10 protein-coding genes and 1 tRNA gene are annotated in these 17,556 nt (G+C 47.7%); 3 read left to right on the top strand and 8 right to left on the bottom strand.

Annotation, left to right across the window (positions count from 1 at the left end; translation table 11 throughout):
- Window positions 1–28 precede the first annotated feature (28 nt).
- From narH to H8K27_RS06360, 5 genes are all read right to left on the bottom strand, one after another.
- A complete protein-coding gene (gene narH / locus H8K27_RS06380; protein WP_186862338.1) occupies window positions 29–1,582 on the bottom strand; it encodes a nitrate reductase subunit beta in 1,554 nt (517 codons plus the stop codon).
- On the bottom strand, window positions 1,579–5,313 hold the full coding sequence (locus H8K27_RS06375) for a nitrate reductase subunit alpha (RefSeq protein WP_186862337.1): 3,735 nt from the start codon (window positions 5,311–5,313) through the stop codon (window positions 1,579–1,581). The genes narH and H8K27_RS06375 overlap by 4 nt, the downstream gene beginning before the upstream one ends.
- Before the next feature lie 249 nt (window positions 5,314–5,562).
- Complete coding sequence (locus tag H8K27_RS06370; protein WP_329604349.1) at window positions 5,563–6,948, bottom strand: NarK family nitrate/nitrite MFS transporter; 1,386 nt, start codon at window positions 6,946–6,948, stop codon at window positions 5,563–5,565.
- Window positions 6,949–7,003: 55 nt separating this feature from the next.
- Entirely contained in the window at window positions 7,004–8,254 is a 1,251-nt protein-coding gene (locus H8K27_RS06365; protein WP_186862335.1) for an MFS transporter, read from the bottom strand.
- Between the two features lie 287 nt (window positions 8,255–8,541).
- On the bottom strand, window positions 8,542–11,451 hold the full coding sequence (locus H8K27_RS06360) for a response regulator (protein WP_186862334.1): 2,910 nt from the start codon (window positions 11,449–11,451) through the stop codon (window positions 8,542–8,544).
- A gap of 433 nt (window positions 11,452–11,884) precedes the next feature.
- Between H8K27_RS06360 and H8K27_RS06355 the strand changes: the two genes are divergently transcribed.
- The 3 genes from H8K27_RS06355 to mobV all read left to right on the top strand — a co-directional run bounded on the left by H8K27_RS06355 (window position 11,885) and on the right by mobV (window position 15,015).
- Window positions 11,885–11,960 (top strand) — tRNA-His (locus H8K27_RS06355).
- A 109-nt stretch (window positions 11,961–12,069) separates the two neighbouring features.
- Window positions 12,070–13,527, top strand: a complete 1,458-nt coding sequence (locus tag H8K27_RS06350) for a DUF6538 domain-containing protein (RefSeq protein ID WP_186862333.1) — start codon at window positions 12,070–12,072, stop codon at window positions 13,525–13,527.
- Window positions 13,528–13,854: 327 nt separating this feature from the next.
- Window positions 13,855–15,015, top strand: a complete 1,161-nt coding sequence (gene mobV, locus H8K27_RS06345) for a MobV family relaxase (protein ID WP_186862332.1) — start codon at window positions 13,855–13,857, stop codon at window positions 15,013–15,015.
- Between the two features lie 726 nt (window positions 15,016–15,741).
- Here mobV and H8K27_RS06340 read toward each other — a convergent pair.
- The 3 genes from H8K27_RS06340 to H8K27_RS06330 form a co-directional block, all read right to left on the bottom strand.
- Window positions 15,742–16,041, bottom strand: a complete 300-nt coding sequence (locus H8K27_RS06340) for a hypothetical protein (RefSeq protein ID WP_186862331.1) — start codon at window positions 16,039–16,041, stop codon at window positions 15,742–15,744.
- 14 nt (window positions 16,042–16,055) lie between these two features.
- Window positions 16,056–16,565 (bottom strand): hypothetical protein, encoded by a 510-nt coding sequence (locus tag H8K27_RS06335; RefSeq protein WP_186862330.1) that lies wholly within the window; start codon window positions 16,563–16,565, stop codon window positions 16,056–16,058.
- Window positions 16,566–17,112: 547 nt separating this feature from the next.
- The gene (locus H8K27_RS06330) at window positions 17,113–17,526 is read right to left on the bottom strand and encodes a copper chaperone PCu(A)C (protein WP_230418974.1); all 414 of its coding nucleotides are present in this window, start codon (window positions 17,524–17,526) and stop codon (window positions 17,113–17,115) included.
- Between the last annotated feature and the right edge of the window lie 30 nt (window positions 17,527–17,556).

The raw sequence follows: 17,556 nt of genomic DNA, 5'->3' as shown, positions 1-17,556 counted from the left end.
ATGGTGCATACCATACCGCCCGGAATACTTAATCCACAGTGGACATTTTTCTTCGCGATTTCGGCATTTCGACGAAAATCACACTGCCCTGTGGTTTTTTGCCAAACAATGAACCATCCGAAGTACCACCGGAACAGCCATTGCCAAAGGTAAATCCGCAACTGCCTTTCTCATTGAAACTGTCTTCGACCATTTCCTTGTGTGAGGATGGAATCACAAAGCGGTCTTCATAATTCGCGATCGCCATGATCTGATACATATCTTCCACCTGCGCCTCAGTCAGTCCAACCTGCTGCAGTACGGCGCTGTCTTTTTCACCATGCACCACCTCGGCCCGCTTGTAAGCACGCATCGCCAGCATGCGATCCAATGCCCGCAACACGGGCTCCTCTTTACCGGCAGTCAGCAGATTCGCCAGATAGCGCACCGGGATGCGCAGGGATTTCACATCAGGAATAATGCCGTTCATGCCCATGTGTCCCGCTTCTGCCACTTTCTGAATCGGCGACAGCGGCGGGATATACCAGACCATCGGCAGCGTACGGTATTCAGGGTGCAGCGGGAAGGCGACTTTCCATTCCATCGCCATTTTGTAGACCGGCGATTTCTGCGCCGACTCAATCCAGCTGTCAGGAATGCCGTGCTTGCGCGCTTCCGCAATCACTGCAGGATCATGCGGATTGAGGAAACAGCCTAACTGCGCCTCATATAAATCCTGCTCATTTTCCACCGATGCAGCGGCCTCGATTTTATCGGCGTCATACAGCAACACGCCGAGATAACGGATACGGCCGACACAGGTTTCCGAACAAACGGTCGGTTGCCCTGCTTCGATACGCGGATAACAGAAAGTGCATTTTTCTGCCTTGCCGGAACTCCAGTTGTAATAAATTTTCTTGTACGGACAACCGGAAATACACATGCGCCAACCACGGCACTTATCCTGATCGACCAGCACAATACCGTCGTCTTCACGCTTGTAAATCGAGCCGGACGGGCAGGAAGCCACGCAAGCCGGATTTAAGCAGTGTTCGCACAAGCGCGGCAGATACATCATGAATGTCGACTCGAAAGTGCTGTACATCTCTTTCTGTATGCCTTCAAACAGCGCGTCTTTGCTGCGGGCGCTGAACTCGCCGCCCAGATCGTCTTCCCAGTTTGGCCCCCAGACGATCTTGTCCATCTTTTTACCGGTAATCACAGAAACAGGGCGGGCTGTCGGCGGAGTTTGTGACAGCGGTGCATTCTGCAGATGTTCGTAATCGTAGGTGAATGGCTCGTAATAATCATCAATCGACGGCAGATTCGGGTTCGCAAAAATATTGGCCAGAATCTTCAGCTTCCCGCCCTGCTTTGGTTCCAGCTTGCCTGCTGCATTGCGCTGCCAGCCGCCTTTCCATTTATTCTGGTTTTCCCATTCTTTCGGATAACCGATACCGGGCTTGGTTTCGACGTTGTTGAACCACGCATATTCCACGCCGTCACGGCTGGTCCAGACGTTTTTACAGGTCACGGAACAGGTATGGCAGCCAATACATTTATCCAGATTCAGCACCATGCCTACTTGTGCGCGAATTCTCATGATGCAGCTCCTTCGGATTCTTCTAATTTGCCTTCCAGCCAGTCGACTTTCTTCATCTTGCGCAGAACCACGAACTCATCGCGGTTACTACCGACCGTACCGTAATAGTTAAAGCCATACGCCAGCTGGGCATAGCCACCGATCATATGGGTTGGCTTCAGCACTGCACGGGTCACGGAGTTATGGATGCCACCGCGTTTGCCGGATAATTCGGCGCCCGGTGTATTCACGATTTTTTCCTGGGCGTGGTACATCAGGCACATGCCTTTGGGCACGCGCTGGCTGACCACCACACGGGCAGTCAGCGTGCCGTTGCTGTTAAACACTTCCACCCAGTCGTTGTCCACCAGCCCGGCCTCTTTGGCCTCAACTTCGGAAACCCAGACATGCGGGCCACCACGGGACAACGTCAACATGCGCAGGTTGTCCGAATAGGTGGAGTGGATGCCCCATTTCTGATGCGGTGTAATCCAGTTCAGCACGATCTCTTTTTCACCGTTCGGATGTTTGTTCAGCATGGGCGCCACGGTTTTGGTATCGATCGCCGGTTTATAGACGCAGAAACCTTCGCCAAAGTCCAGCATCCAGCGGTGATCCTGATAGAACTGCTGGCGACCGGTCAGCGTGCGCCATGGAATCAGTTCATGCACATTGGTATAACCGGCGTTGTAGCTGACTTCTTCTGATTCCAGACCAGACCAGGTCGGTGCCGAAATGATCTTGCGCGGCTGTGCCTGCACGTCGCGGAAACGAATCTTGTCATGTTCACGGCCAACGGCCAGATGGGTGTGGTCACGGCCGGTGATTTTGCTCAGTGCCTCCCAGGCCTTGACGGACACATGACCATTGGTTTCCGGTGCGAAGGTCAGGATCATTTCAGCTGCATCGATCGCGGTTTCCAGACGTGGCCGTCCTTTGCTGACGCCCTCTTCGGTCACGACCTTGGTAATGCCGCCGATTTCATGCACTTCATGTTCGGTATTCCAGTTAATCCCTTTACCACCGTTGCCCAGCTTGTCGAGCAAAGGTCCGATAGAGGTAAATTTCTTATAAATCTCTTTGTAATTGCGTTCAACCACAATGAAGCTTGGCGCAGTTTTTCCGGGAATCAGATCGCATTCGCCTTTTTTCCAGTCCTTAGGCTCAAATGCCTGACCGAGCTCGCCCGGCGTGTCGTGCATCAGCGGCTGCAGCACGATGTCTTTGCGTGTGCCCAGATAATCGCCACCGATTTCGGTAAATTTTTTGGCGATACCCTTATAGATTTCCCAGTCGGTCTTGCTCTCCCACAAAGGTTGTACGGCTTCACTCAATGGATGAATGAAAGGATGCATATCCGAGGTGTTCAGATCATCTTTTTCATACCAGGTCGCTGTCGGCAGCACGATGTCGCCATACAGGCAAGTGGTGCTCATGCGGAAGTCCAGCACAGTCAGCAGGTCGAGCTTGCCTTCGGCGGCTTCTGCACGGAATTTCACTTCGGAAGGTTTGACCGCTTCGTCAGGATCATCAAACAGCGCATTTTGTGTACCGAGCAGATATTTCAGGAAATATTCATGGCCTTTGCCGGAGCTGCCCAGAATATTGGAGCGCCAGACAAACATATTGCGCGGGAAGTTTTTCGGATTATCCGGGTCATCGCAGCTCATATTCACCGTGCCGGATTTCAGGCTGTTTTTCAGATATTCCTGCGGCTCCATTCCTGCTGCCGCTGCCGCATCGCAGACATCCAGCGGATTCGTTTCCAGCTGCGGCACGGATGGCAGCCAGCCCAGACGTTCAGACTTGGCATTCATATCAATCATACTCATGTGACTGATCTTGGATTTATCCGCAGTCGGCGCCAGAATTTCATCGATATGCAGTTTTTCATGGCGCCACTGGCTGGTGTGCGCATAGAAGAAACTGGTGCCGTTCATCTGGCGTGGCGGACGGGTCCAGTCACTGGCAAACGCCAGTGGTGCCCAGCCGAATTGAGGACGCAGTTTTTCCTGCCCCACATAATGCGCCCAGCCGCCGCCAGACTGGCCGATACAGCCGCACATCATCAGCATATTGATGATGCCGCGATAAATCATATCGTTGTGGTACCAGTGATTCAGCGCCGCACCGACAATCACCATGCTCTTGCCTTGCGTATCATGGGCATTCTGGGCAAACTCACGCGCCACCTGAATCACCAGATCACGTTTGACACCGGTATGCTTTTCCTGCCAGGCCGGGGTGTAAGGGATATCATCGTCATACGAATGCGCCACTGCACCGCCCAGCCCCTGATCGACACCGTAATTCGCCATCGACAGGTCATAAACCGTTGCCACCAGAGCGATGCTGCCATCGGCGAGCGCAATCTTTTTCGCCGGCACATTCCGCAACACCAGATCGTTGGCATCGTTACCGCCAAAATAGTTAAAACCTACAGCGACAACTTCATCATGGCCTGCGATCAGGCTCAGTTGCGGATCGATAGCGCGGCCAGATCCACCGTCTTTCGGCTCCAGATTCCAGCGTCCGACTTTCTCGCCATCGTTGAATGTATTTTCTCCCCAGCGGAAGCCAACCGAGCCATTCGGTGCCACGATATCGCCTGTGGTTTCATCGATCGCCAGTGTTTTCCAGTCCGGATTATTCGCTTCATTCAGATTGCCGGGCAATTGCGAAGCACGCAGCATCTGATCCGGCACATAAGCGCCGTTGCGCTCCACCAGCCGCACCAGCATTGGCATGTCAGTATATTGTTTGACATAGCGGCGGAAATAATCCGATTTTCCGTTCAGATGAAATTCTTTCAGGATCACGTGCCCCATTGCCATCGCCAGCGCAGCATCTGTTCCCTGTTTTGGCGCCATCCAGATATCGCCAAACTTCACCATTTCGCCGAAATCAGAAGAAACCGCTACGGTCTTGGTACCTTTGTAGCGGACTTCCGTGTAGAAATGCGCATCCGGCGTGCGGGTTTGCGGCACATTGGAGCCCCAGACCATCAGGTAAGTGGAGTTGTACCAGTCAGCAGATTCCGGTACGTCTGTCTGCTCACCCCAGATTTGCGGGCTGGCTGGTGGCAAGTCGCAATACCAGTCATAAAAAGACAGGCAAGCACCGCCGATCAGACTCAGGTAACGGGCGCCGGCAGCATACGACACCATGGACATGGCCGGAATCGGCGAGAAGCCGACCACACGGTCAGGGCCGAATTTCTTGATCGTGAACGCATTTGCTGCCGCGATGATTTCCTGTGCCGTATCCCAGTCGGCGCGCACAAAGCCACCGAGGCCACGCACCGATTTGTAACGTTTGGCTTTTTCCGGATTCTGACTGATGGATTCCCAGGCTTCAACAGGCCCCATGGTTTTGCGCGCTTCCTGCCACATTTCCATCAGACGGCCACGGATCATCGGATATTTGACGCGCTGAGCCGAATACACATACCAGCTGTAAGACGCACCGCGCGGACAGCCTCGTGGCTCGTGATTCGGCAGGTCGGGACGGGTGCGCGGGTAATCGGTCTGCTGGGTTTCCCAGGTGATCAGGCCGTTTTTGACATAGACCTTCCAGGAACAGGAACCGGTGCAGTTCACGCCGTGGGTGGAGCGGACAATTTTGTCATGCTGCCAGCGGCTGCGGTAGGCGTTCTCCCATTTGCGGTCTTCATCAACGACCGCGCCATGTCCATTGGCATAGGTGGATTTCACCTTCGACATGAACTTCAATCTATCCAGAAAATGACTCATCGTACACTCCATATCAGGCGGACAAATTGTCCGCATCATCGATTTCTCTACAGGTAGAGTGTATGAATTCAGCGCTGCTTCTGACATTCTTCAGTGCGGTGTATCCGCATCTGCATTGGCACTAGCCTGGCTAGTCCTTTTGAACTAGGTGTTTACCGCAGGATGCGATACAACGCAGATGAGTTGCTGTCTGCAAAAAAAAAACCTCCGCGATCATTGCGGAGGTTTTTTGTTCACAACAGAATCCGCCTAGCAAGGCATTTCCGCACCTTTGCGGGAGTAATACCACCAGGTAATCACCATGCAGCTGACATAAAAAGCGACGAAAGTGTACAGCGCCATATCCGGTGCGCCAGTCATTTTGATTGAGGTACCAAAACTCTGGGGAATAAAAAATCCACCATATGCACCAATCGCGCCGGAAAAACCCAGCACGGCAGCAGACTCTTTGGCTGCATCCAGACGTGCCTGCTTCAATGCGGCTTCCCCCTTGCCATTCACAGCACGCTCCCTTTCCATCTGAAAAATCAGCGGAATCATGCAGAAAGTAGAGCCGTTGCCAAGACCGGTCAGAATGAACATGCCGATAAACGAAGCCAGGAACACCATGAACTGATGCGCATGCAAAGCAGGCAGAATGCCCAGCACAATCGTCGCAGCCATTGCCACAAAAACCCAGAATGTCAGCCGTGCGCCACCGATCTTGTCGGAAATCATACCGCCGACGGGCCGTGCCAGCGCACCGGCCAACGGGCCGAGAAACGCAAATTTGGCGACATCGATCTCAGGAAACTGTGCTTTGATCAGCATGGCAAAGCCAGCCGAAAAACCGATAAATGAACCGAAGGTACCAATATATAACCAGCACATCAGCCAGTTGTGCTTACGTTTGAAAATCACCGCCTGATCAGCAAAAGACGCTTTTGCCGAGGCGATGTCATTCATGCCGAACCAGGCCGCCAGTGTGGCCACGGTAATAAACGGAACCCAGATGAATCCGGCATTTGCCAGCCAGAACATTTTATCTGCGCCGGTTTTGGCGTTATGAAACAGAAAGCCGTCGCCCGAAACTGCTGCGCCGAACATCGCAGAAGAAATCACCAGCGGTGTCAGAAACTGCACGACCGAAACACCGAGATTGCCAATGCCTGCATTCATACCGGTCGCGTAACCTTTACGGGCCTTTGGAAAAAAGAAACTGATATTCGCCATACTGGAACTGAAATTACCACCACCGAAACCACACAGCAATGCCAGCACCAGTAAGGTCGAATAGCTGGTGGCCGGATCTTTCAGCGCAAATCCCATCCCAATGGCCGGGATCAGCAAGGTTGCCGTGGAAATGGCCGTCCATTTCCGGCCGCCGAAAACCGGTACCAGAAAGGAATAAAAAATCCGTAATGTGGCGCCGGACAAGGCTGGCAACGCCGTCAGAAAAAACAGCTGATCCTTGGTGAACTGAAAACCTGCCTTATCCAGATTGGCCGCCACGACACTCCATAACATCCAGACCGAGAACGCCAGCATGAGACAAGGAATCGAAATCCACAGATTACGATTGGCGATGCCACTCCCCTCTTTAGCCCAGAACTCAGTGTTTTCCGGCTCCCACCGGCTTAATACGTAACTCATCACTTACTCCCGTTTTTCCGTTATGAATTCAATCTGATTCCGTACCCTGTATGGCAACTCATGCCGAAGCGGGCAACGCAGCCTGCGCGGCCAGCATGCTCTCTCTGCGGAACTGGAAATGCATCCAGACCAGCGACACGCACACGGTGCCGTACAGCAACATGAAACAGGAACTGCGAACACCCGTCACATCCACCACAGCACCAAATAAAATCGGCAACACAAATCCCCCCAATCCACCCGCCAGGCCGACGATGCCGGATACCGCGCCGATATTGCTTGAGTAATCATCAGAGATAAATTTAAAGACCGATGCCTTGCCGACAGCCATGGAAATACCGACGACGAACAGAATCAGTGTGAATGCGGTCGGGGTGAGGCCGATATGAAATGTCTGCAAACCGGAAACTGTCTTAATCGTGAATTCTGTTTGCGGATAGGACAACAGGAAAAAAGCTACCCAGCATACCCACATCACCCACCAGGTGACTTTGTAGGCGCCGTATTTATCCGACAACCAGCCACCGAATGCGCGCAGTACACCGCCTGGCAGCGAAAAACAGGCAGCCAGCAAAGCTGCAGTCTTGATATCGAAACCATATTCCGACACATAGTATTTGACCATCCACAAGCTCAGGCCGACATAACCGCCAAACACCACGGAGTAGTACTGGCAATAGCGCCAGACCTTAGGCTCTTTCAGCATCTTGAGCTGTGCCAGAAAGCTGACATTAGATTTAACGTTATGGGCAGGGTCGGTTGCAGAAAATACCCAGAAAATCAATGCTGCAGCCAGCATCATGCCCGCATAGACTTTGGGTACGAATGTCCATCCTGCGGCTGCAATCAATGCCGGAGCAATAAATTTATTCACTGCAGCACCGGAGTTTCCTGCCCCAAAAATTCCCATTGCCAGTCCCTGCCGTTCTTTTTTGAACCAACGGGCGACATAAGGTGTGCCAACCGAAAAAGAGCCGCCAGCCAGACCAACAAACAGTCCCAGCACCAGAAAATGCCAGTAAACCGTCGCGTAGCTGATCAGGTAAATAGGAATCACGGTGGACAACATCAACAGGAACAGCACGATGCGACCGCCAAAACGGTCAGTCCAGATGCCCAGCGGAACGCGGATCAGCGAACCGGTCAGCACGGGCATGGCCGTCAGCAGACCAAATTCGGTTTCGTTCAGATGCAGGTTATTTTTAATCGGAATACCGATCACACCAAACATCATCCAGATCGTGAAACACACGGTAAATGCCAGCGTACTGGAACCCAGTACGGAATAAGCCCTGCCTTCGCCTGCCATGACAAACTCCCTTTGCTTTTATCAGTGATATCAGCTTAAGGAGTGTGGGGTTATTTAAAAATTCTCCTGACGGACGTCAAGGGAACGGCAAAAGGATGGGGAATCTGGCTGAAAGAACTAGTCCGGTCAGGCAGTTTTTGAATAAGGGTGGGCTACAAGATAGAACCTCATGCGCAGTGCAGCGCGCAAACCGTATCCGTAGGAGTCTCCGTCAGTGCCCCTGAATCCGCCCCCTCGCCACGGTCGCAGGCTTAGCCTGATAAAGCCAGCTCAGCATCAGGCGACAGTCAGACACTTTTCATCTGCATAACTTCGGCAATAGTATGCAGCAGAACTGCGGATTTGACCGGCTTAGAGACATAGCCATCCATACCGGAGCTGAGACAGAGTTCGCGGTCATCATCCATGGCATTCGCTGTCATGGCGATGATCGGAATATGCAGGCCGGTCTGCTCTTCGCGGTGCCGGATATTGATTGTCGCCTCCACTCCGCCCATCACTGGCATTTGCATATCCATCAGGATCAGGTCAAATGTCTGCGCCTCAAGGGTTTCCAGCGCCAGTGCGCCATTTTCACAAACCTGCACCCGGTGTCCGGCTTTTTCCAGAATCATGATGGCAATCCGCTGATTGATTTTATTATCCTCAACCAGCAATATCTCGAGGCCGTGCTGCGCAGCGGTGCCCGCCTTTTGCGCAGTGCCCTCATCTGCATTCCCATTTTCTGCCGCTACCCGTTTTACCTCCAGTGCGTTTTGCATGGCTCGTTTCAATTCCACCATGGAGAAAGGTTTGCTCAGATGTGACAAGTTCATCCGGCGACAGGTTTCAATATCATCCATCGCACTACCGGAGATCATCAAAATCAGTTTTGGCAATACAGTTCCTTCTGCCCGCAGTGATTCGATCAGCTGAAAACCGCTGATATCGGCCATATGCGCATCCAGCAGGATCAGGTCAATCGGTTCTCCGCTCTCACTTGATTGCTTTAAGACCGTCAGCATCTCATTGCTGCTCCCGGTTTCCAGGTAAGGTAATTGCCATTTCTGCATAGCCAGCGCCAGCACCTGACGCTGGGACGCATTGTCATCCGCAATCAGGACACGGACTGCCGGTAAGGCCTGATCTGCCAGCGGCATCCTGTTATCCGCACTTTGCTGCAATAACAGGTCAAACGAAAAAGTGCTGCCAACACCAACACTGCTCTCGACAAGCAGGCGCCCTCCCATTAACTCTACCAAGCGTGAAGAGATAGACAAACCGAGCCCGGTGCCGCCGAATTTCCGGGTAATCGAATTATCTGCCTGCGAAAACAGACCGAAAATACTGTGCATTTTTTCTTCAGGAATACCAATTCCAGTATCGGTGATCCGGAACAGCAAACGGACTTTCTGATCCGGTGCCGGCTCGCAATGTAAATGGATCCGGATTTCACCATGCTCGGTAAACTTGATCGCATTACCAATAATGTTCAGCAAAATCTGTTTCAGCCGGCCAGCATCACCGATCACAAAACGATACCTGTCAGCCCAGGTATCCATGATCAGCTCTAATCCTTTTTTCTCTGCCTGCACACCAAACGGTTTGATCACTTCGTTCAACGCCAGTGATAAATCAAAGCTGAGGTTTTCAAGATCCATTTTTCCGGCTTCAATTTTGGATGAATCCAGAATGTCATTAATGATGATCAGCAACGAATCGGCCGATACTTTGATCGTATGAATATAGTCGCGCTGTTCCGGTGTCAGCTCGGTATCGAGCACCAGGTCGGTCATGCCGATCACACCATTCATCGGCGTCCTGATTTCATGGGACATCGAGGCAAGGAACAGGCTCTTTGCCACACTGGCAGCTTCCGCTTCTTCCTTTGCCTTGGTCAGCTCTGCCTCGTAGTTTTTCCTGTCGCTGATATCCTGAACGATACCGATCATGCGTCTTGCCCTGCCGTCCTGCGAGCGCTCTATCTTGCCAATCGCATTCACCCAGCACACTTTGCCATCAACAGGGCGGATAATCCGGTACTCGGACCTGAAAGTCGAACCATGTTGCACAACTTCACGCATTTCTTCGAACTCTCTCAGCTGATCAGCAGGATGAACCAGCGACAGCCAGTTCTCATAATCCTGCTTATATTCCGGCGGTATGCCAAAAATGCTGTTGATATTGGTGGAGTTATTAAAACTGCCAGTCTCAAAGTCAAACACAAAACCACCAATCCTCCCCGCCTCTTGAGACTGCCGGAGAATTTCATCACGCTCAATTAAGCGTTCCTGCATCTGATGTTTCGCAAGGAATGTGCGAAGTAATGTCAGAAACAGAAAGATACTGACCGCTGTCAGCAAAATGGAAAAAATAAGGATGTTTTTTTTATTTTGCCGGTACGGAGACAGAATATTGTCCAATGTCTCACCATTGAAAAAGATCATTTCATATTCCGGCAGACGCTGATACCCAAGCAATCGTTCAACGCCGTCAATGTGTGAGAATCGCTGATAATTTCCAGAAAGAGGCTTGCCCTCTCCTAGAAACGGACTGACGTCGACAGCATTATTTTTCTCAAAATTTGTCGCAGGAAATCTGGCTACAACGGTGCCATTATCCCGGGTGACTGTAATCAGGCCGTTCGTGTTGATTTTTTTCGCAAAACTGGTGAACATATCCGGACTAACAGAGATCACCAGTACCCCATCAAACTCCCCCTTGTTTAAAATGGGCCGGGTGAACTGAATCGACCATTTCTTGGAAACTTTTCCCAACAAAGGTTTGCTGATAAAAAGTCTGTCACTGCCAGGCGACTGCTTGTGCACATTGAAATGTTCCCGGTCACTCAGATCCGTTCTGTCATTTGGCCTGGACAGATTAGAAAACTGCAGGATGCCATTCTTATCAATGACGGCAACCTGAAATGAAATATCATCAATAATCTCCTGCCGGTATTTCACCAGCTCAGAAAACTCCTTCCAGTCACCGTGCCATTGCCGCCGCAAATCCAGCAATACCTCATTGATACGCTTGATATTCGCCGAAGAATATTCCGCAAACATCTGCGCTTCTTCTCTGGTGCGGATACCTGCCTCATTGAATACCGACTGATAACTGCGGTTTAACTCGTAATATGCCACTCCCCAGATCAATACCTGAAACAATGCAAATAACAACAGCAATTGTTGCTTGAAATGTTTTTTGGCACGTTTCATAGTGAAAATAGGTCAGTGAAATGAAGAAACCCAATTTGCAGTTCCCAGGCAGGCAGCTCAGTCCGGCAGCCCACCAAGCGATGTCAGTCAGCATATTTTTACCGCTTAGCAACTATGTCATTGTACCGAAGGTCAACACAGACAATTGTTAAACATCACACTATATGCACGAATTAACACGCTTACCTGAACGGAAATCCCTGAATATATTCCTAGAGCAGCATCAGCCATTGCCGACAAGATCATGTCGCTACACAGATACATACAGATAAAGTACAGGCAGCGCTTCAATGCCTTCAAGATAATCCGGCTGGCACTGAGCAAGCCAACAAGAAAACAATCCGTATATCTGCTGCCGCAGACTTGCTAGGAGTATACAAAGCTTGTATAATGCATAGCTCACTTGGCGGCGAAAGCCGCAGATAGTACAGTGGTGGTCGTAGCTCAGTTGGTAGAGTCCAGGATTGTGATTCCTGTTGTCGTGGGTTCGAGTCCCATCGACCACCCCAATACATTTTTTCTCTTTGTAATCAGTAACTTACAAAGAGAATGTCATTGAAGGTGTAGCAGTTGGTGTAGCACATTTTTGCGCCACAGGTTCAACTTGGAACCTGCACCATGTTGCAAAACACCTACCAGAACAGACACGGTACCTACTACATTCGTCTGTTCGTACCTCAAGCACTTCTCCCCCACGTACAGCAACCCAAGCTTATCCAGAGTCTTCGTACAAAGGATCGGAAACTGGCATACTTGAGGTCACTTCAAGTAGCTCTGTCCTTTGAGAAATGGGTTGCAGAAATGAAAAAAATAATAGGAATTGGGGATCACCGTGATCTGTCTGTCACATTACCCAATGGCACGAAGATTGACTTTAATATGCAGGTTGAGGAAGAACGATCTGCATATCAGGATACCATTTCTCAAATAGGCTTGTTAAAACAGCCTGTAACCGCCTCAAATAGTGCTGGAGCTACTACCCATGGGAGCTCTCGCTATCGCCTTGTGGATCTTTTTGGTTCGTACAAGATAGCAAAAGAGAAGGTTTTTGCAGAAGCTACTCAAGCTGCCTACTTCCCACGAATTGAAAAATTTATCGATTACTATCGATCTCGTGGTGTTATTTTTATTGATGAAATTCACAAGCCACAAGCTGGAGATTACCGTGAATTGATCATTAAAGATCAGGATAGTCCTCTCACAGTAGATAATTACACAAAAACCCTCAAAGGTTTTTTTGATTTTGCTATTGGTGCTGGCAAGTATCCATTTGAGAACCCGTTCTCAAATATGCACCTCGTGAAAAAATCGGAACGAGCAAAGCATACAGATTCTTGGTTGCCATATTCCAATGAAGAAATTCAACGATTGTTCGTTGAGAATTTCGAAGAATATGTGAAACGGTTCAAAAAACCAGATTTGTTTTTTGCTCCATTGATCAGTCTTGCTACTGGAATGCGAGTTGATGAAATTGCTCAACTCTACATTAGTGATATTTATCAGGAAGGTGGAGTGTGGGTTTTTGATATTAATGACAATGGGGAAGATAAGGAAGTAAAAACACCTTCGGCAGTTCGTAAAATGCCTTTTACTTCCGATCTACTTTTGACCAACTTTTTGGAATATTATCAGTTGGTGAAAAACACCTATGGTGAAACTTCGTTGTTGTTTCCCTACCTCACAAAAACTGCCTCCAATGGATATGCTAAAAATATTTCCTACAATTGGACCCAGTACAAAAAGCAACTCATTACAGTAGATCAATCTCAAAAGGTGTTCCACAGTTTGAGAAAAACTGTAGGAGCGTCTTTGGTGGATCTGCAAATTGACCTGCCAATTCGTAAACGAATTTTAGGTCACAGTATGGAAGGTGATGTCACTCAAACAGTGTACGGTAAAGAGTACCCAGTTGAGTTCATTCGTTCAATTCTTGATAAAATTGATCACGGTGTGGACTTCAAAAAATTCCAGTTCAAGTTTAAAAATGAAAAAATACTGGAAGGTCTGGTCAACAAAAAATCGATCAACGAACGAAAAAAATTTCTCAAAGAGAAAGAAAAGCAGGTGAAGGAGTAACACCTATTCAAGCAATGTCAACTATCAAATTTGATAGGTGACAGATTAGAAAAAACAGACCGAGTGTCAAAAGGAATCCCACTTTATAGTGGGATTTTTTTTGGCATTCGGAACAGGAGTTTGAGGACAGGTCCTCAAGGTGTTGGGTTTATGTTTTTGAGAGTCCAGAGAGTGAAACTCTTTGGCCTACCAACCTAGGTTAGCGAAGCGATCTAGGTTGACATAGTAGGCGATCAACGTTTTACGTTGGTCAAAGGTTTTGATCTTGCCTTTCGGTATTTGTACGTTACGATTATTGTAGGCACAAAATAAAAACAAGAACAAAATATGACACATAAAAGCAAAAACAAAGTCAAGCCGCAATATGCAGTGCTTCGCACGAAGAAAATCAAAAATCGATCTCACCTCACTTCTGCTGTTAGACACAACTTACGGTTGAGGCACCAAAAAAATATCGATTCTTCACGTAGTGAGTTGAATCAGATTTTGATCAACGACTTTGGCATTGATATGAAATCTGGTCCAGACTTTCAGGTCAAGTTAACTGAGCACTATCAGAAGTTGGGAATTAAAGAAAAGAAAAACAACGTACTCTGCTTTGAATATTTTGCTATTGCCTCTCCAGATTTTTTTGTGGGGAAGTCAGTAGAAGACATTGGGAAGTGGGCAGGTGATCAAGTTAAATTTATGAGGAAAGAATTTGGTGATCAACTCAAGTTTGCCGTACTCCACATGGACGAACAAACACCTCATATTCATTTCTTTGTGACGACTGAACAAAAAACCATAAAGAGGTACAGGAATCGATATGGGGAGTGCGAGAAAGAAACTTGGTCCTTGAGCTCTGCCAAAATCAATCCAGAGTACCTTGCAGATCTACAAACACGTTTTGCTGATAATAATAAAAAGTGGGGATTGGTACGAGGTCAAAAAGGGTCCAAGGCCAAGCACCAGGAAGCAAGTGACTACGAGTACACCATTCAAAAAGTTCAGCAGATTTTAGAAAGTAGTCCTGCATATGAGAAAAAATTTCGTGAACTTGTAGACGGGATTGATTTCTCATGGAAAGAAAGAATGTCTGAAGATGCACTCAAGAAAAAATTTTCAGAATGCATTCTGCCACTAATAAAAAATATTAAACATGAGGCAGATATTTATCGGCAATTCAGTATGCTCAATTTTCAGAATCTGCAAATGGAATTTTTCAAAGAAACCAAAGCAGCAAAAATTGAGCGAAAAGAAATGGAAGTGGAGCGAATTGATATGGAAAACAAGAAAGAGGTCTATCAGGAAGCAATTAACCAGAAGATTGGTGATGCTGGTCTTGTATTCCAATATCAGGAAAGAATGCTCAAAATGGAACAGGAGTTGGCAAATGAAAGAAGGAAGAATGTTGAATTGAGATCTCGATTCAGACAGAGATTTGAAAAATTCTTCAATATTGCCAGAGAATTTATTGGGGTCTTGCCAAAACCAAAAATTGCATAAAAACGTGTTTTAAGTGGCGTTCGTCCGTTTATATTAACTTCGTTAATATCACCCCTACGGGTACTATTCTCCATAGATGGTTTTCTGTATGGATCTCTGTACTGGTTTGTATTGTACTTTTTCTGGCATATTCGTTTCGTTCGTTTCACTCTCTACACTACTAAGCCAGAAAAAGTCTTCCCTTACCCAAATATTGATATTTGAGTTGGTGACGTTATCTGTTGTGGCTTAGTAGTGCCTACATACCAGAATAGAAATTGGTGTAATCATTTCTATGTTGCAGATTCAGGAAATTAACCTCCCCCAAGCATGGTTCTGCTGATTGTCTTCATTGTGGTTTTGCTTGGATCTCATTCTAACCACTTACCCTATAAAATTTTAGTTGGGTCTGTTTCAATATTAGGTGTTTCACCTTTTCCAGTTATCAGGGAACTATGGAATTTTGGTTGCTACCTGACTATTTTTACCTGTGCTATTTATTACCCAATACCTTCACGAGCAATTTCCTGAATCGCGGAACTGAATCGACGCATAAAAAAATTGCCCCACACCTTCCAGTGTAGAGCAATTCAATCTTGACAAATTGTATTCGGTGATTATATTGATCTTAACACTTTGGTCGGGTGTCATTCCCAAGTTAAGAAATTCTTCTGGATTGTCAAGTTTTGGGAATATAAAGGATAAAGCTCCAATTTGCATTGGAGCTTTTCTTGTTTTTGGAGTGCTTTACAGTGTGGATAGATATACACCTAATGCACTGTGACATTCGATCAAGATCTCTTTAATTTTGCTGGGATATATTGTTATATCAGTTTTTGTGGGGCTCATGGTTTTCTTGTTTTCACCATATTTCAAACCACTTGGAGTCAGTCTTGAGTAGCTTTTGATCTCACCTGAACCACTTGAGGAAACGTACTCTGCTTCCTCAACAAGTGAAGCCAATTTCATAAGGTGCAGAACTGTTTGGCCAGATAGAGGAATGTCCTGTTGTTCCAATGCCTTTGAAACAGCAATTGATTTTTCCATTTTTAGGTCCATGGCTATTGGGTAATATTATTGCAAAATTCAGAGGCATATTTTGCATTATTTTCCTCTGCACATTCCTGAGCAACGATATGAGCAGAAACCGTTCCTATTCTATGAGGGGTGGAAATATTAAGAATATTCCAACCAACCACATTTTTAAAATCGATCTTCTCCATTTCACTTCTTGGGAAATTGAGGCTGATAATTGGCTCAATAGATTCTTTTCCATACTTATCAACCAGAACCTCATCCATAATCACTTCCACGTTATCAAAGGGGAGTGATTTGAAATTACTCATAATCCCATTGAGTACGTCTTTGGTGGCATTTCCACCCTGAAATATCGAATCTTGTTTAATGGTTACGGTGATTTTTTTGTTGTCAGGTGATTGCTCAACTTTGGTAATTACAGAACTAATATCCCGAATTGATTTAGGAGCTTCGTCCTGATTACTGCAACCAGCTACGATTGAACTGCAAACAAAAGCTCCAACAACCATGCTCAATAGTTTATTTTTATGCATGAATTTCCTGCTTAAGTAGTTTTTACAGGTGAAAAGATAGCAGGTTCTATGTGTCCTTTCTATCACTCAATCGCCGCGTGGCTCTTTGGAGGGTCTGCCGTTGGCATGTCCTACGGAACAAAGTGAGTAGGTACAGGAACTAATAATTATATTGTTAGTAGGGTTAGTGTAGCAGTTGGTGTAGCACTTTTTTGTGTAAAATGGGACAACAAAAACAGTTACTTCTCATATTAATCAATAGCTTGTGGCAAAAATGGATGTACTCCCATCGACCACCCCATCAGATTCAATAAAAAAAGCCCGCTTTAAAAACGGGCTTTTTTTATTGTTTTTTGCATTTCAACTTCAACTGAATTGGCTTTTGGCTGGTCATATCTGAGGCGGGCATAAAAAAGCCTACGCAGAGCGTAGGCATGAACTCACAATATTCGTGAGATGAGGAGCGTGCGGTGAGACGCCTGCAATATAACCTTGCCAACACGCTTCATCATCCGCTATTACATTTTTTTACCGTTGACCGCCGACAGTCACAAATTCTGATGTGAACTTACATTTTATGCTGCATCATCGTCATTTCTTTGACCGATGCTTTCACTTCCTGCACTTCACGTTTTTTGTCATCATCCTCAAAAGTCAGCTTCAGAATCACAGTCTCGCCTGCACGTGCCTGATTTTTTAAATCCATCAGCATGATGTGGTAAGCACCCGGCTTGAGTTCAATGCTTTTTCCGGCAGGGATATCCAATGCGTTCATTGCCCGCATTTTCATCACATTATTTTCCATTTTCATTTCATGGACTTCGGCCACACCAGCTGCCGCGGTCTGCACCTCAACCAGCCTGACATGCCGGGCACTCTGAATCTGCATGAAAGCACCGGTTGCCTGCTGCTGCGGCACAGTTGCCCTGACCCAGGCGTCTTTAATCACGACATCGGCATATGCGGCCGAGGCTGACATCATGCAGGTTAACGCTGCTGCCTTCAAAAATTG

It is taken from the genome of Cognatundibacterium griseum, from assembly GCF_014284195.1.
Lineage (GTDB): Bacteria > Pseudomonadota > Gammaproteobacteria > Burkholderiales > Burkholderiaceae_D > Undibacterium > Undibacterium griseum.
Note: the sequence above shows the minus strand (reverse complement) of the source record. Positions and strands in the feature narration are given on the sequence as shown.

Bases quoted from the DNA above. Each gene is read 5' to 3' on its own strand.
- narH (WP_186862338.1), bottom strand. From the start codon at position 1,582: ATGAGAATTCGCGCACAAGTAGGCATGGTGCTGAATCTGGATAAATGT.
- H8K27_RS06375 (WP_186862337.1), bottom strand. From the start codon at position 5,313: ATGAGTCATTTTCTGGATAGATTGAAGTTCATGTCGAAGGTGAAATCC.
- H8K27_RS06365 (WP_186862335.1), bottom strand. From the start codon at position 8,254: ATGGCAGGCGAAGGCAGGGCTTATTCCGTACTGGGTTCCAGTACGCTG.
- H8K27_RS06360 (WP_186862334.1), bottom strand. From the start codon at position 11,451: ATGAAACGTGCCAAAAAACATTTCAAGCAACAATTGCTGTTGTTATTT.
- H8K27_RS06350 (WP_186862333.1), top strand. From the start codon at position 12,070: ATGTTGCAAAACACCTACCAGAACAGACACGGTACCTACTACATTCGT.
- mobV (WP_186862332.1), top strand. From the start codon at position 13,855: ATGACACATAAAAGCAAAAACAAAGTCAAGCCGCAATATGCAGTGCTT.
- H8K27_RS06340 (WP_186862331.1), bottom strand. From the start codon at position 16,041: ATGGAAAAATCAATTGCTGTTTCAAAGGCATTGGAACAACAGGACATT.
- H8K27_RS06335 (WP_186862330.1), bottom strand. From the start codon at position 16,565: ATGCATAAAAATAAACTATTGAGCATGGTTGTTGGAGCTTTTGTTTGC.
- H8K27_RS06330 (WP_230418974.1), bottom strand. From the start codon at position 17,526: ATGATGTCAGCCTCGGCCGCATATGCCGATGTCGTGATTAAAGACGCC.